The sequence below is a fragment of the Vibrio sp. 1978 genome (assembly GCF_033344345.1).
In genome coordinates, this window is record NZ_JAWPOP010000099.1 from 1 (window position 1) to 1,299 (window position 1,299).

A 1,299-nucleotide genomic window follows, 5' to 3' on the forward strand; every position below is an offset into this window, starting at 1 on the left:
TACCGACAGCAATGCCAACATCATTGATGTCAACAACGCGTTCTCGCAGATCACCGGATTCAGCGCCGAAGAAGTGATTGGGAAGAACCCCAACATTCTCCGTTCTGGGCACCATGATGATGCTTTTTACCAACAACTTTGGCAGCAGCTTGAAACCAAAGGTCAATGGAAAGGCGAGTTTATCAACCGCAAACGTGATGGCAGCATTTACCCGCAATTAGCCACTATTAGCGCGGTAATGGATGACAAAAACCACCTAATTAACTACATCTGTGTGTTTGAGGACATCTCAGTGCGCAAAGCGCACGAAGAGAAACTGCAACGCATGGCGTTTTATGATCCGCTGACCAACTTGCCCAACCGAACCCATTTGATCAGCTTGCTGGAACAGCACATCGAGATGGAACAACCTTTTGCTACGTTGTTTCTTGATATCGACCACTTTAAGCACATTAACGACAGCATGGGCCATTTCTGTGGTGATCAACTGTTGTCGAAACTGGCGGTTCGCCTGCAAGACATTTTGCACCTGAACGCGAATGTGGCTCGCATCGGTGGCGATGAATTTGTCATCGTACTGCCAGACATTGACGGCGATTCTCCGTTACTCGAAACGTTAAGCTCGATTTTGGGCGTGTTCCGCCGCCCGTTCGATCTAGCAAATCACGATTCGCTGCGGATCTCCACCAGCATCGGTATCGCACTCTACCCGAACGACGGTCAAGACAGTGAAACGCTGCTAAAAAACGCCGACACCGCAATGTATCTGGCAAAGAAAAATGGCCGCAACGGCTACGCGTTCTACTCTCCGGATTTAACTGACAAATCGGTATCGCACGTCCGTATTCAATCTGCGCTGCATGAAGCAATAGAAAAAGAACAGCTGCATTTGGTGTATCAGCCACAATACAACCTCGCGCAAAACGCAATTATTGGTGTGGAAGCCTTAGTGCGTTGGGAACACCCTGAATTTGGCTTAGTGCCACCTGCGGATTTTATTCCTATCGCAGAGAAGACGGGCTTGATTCAAAGTATCGGCGAATGGGTCCTCAAAGACGCCTGTTTACAAGGGACTGACTGGCTGGCGAGAGGCGTTCAATTTGGCAAAATTGCAGTCAATGTATCAGCACTTCAATTGCAACAGTCGCGCTTCATCAACAAGCTCAAAGCCATCCTTCGTGAAACGGGATTCCCGGCGCATCGCTTGGAGCTGGAAATTACCGAAAGCTTTTTGCTTATCGATCCAAAACTGTCCATCGCATCGCTAAATCAGCTGTGTGAACTCGGAATCGAGATTTC

At 48.6% G+C, this 1,299-nt stretch carries 1 protein-coding gene; it reads left to right on the forward strand.

From position 1 onward, the window contains the following. On the forward strand, positions 1-1,299 hold a 1,299-nt coding region (locus R8N49_RS24730), incomplete at both ends, for a putative bifunctional diguanylate cyclase/phosphodiesterase (protein ID WP_318190168.1).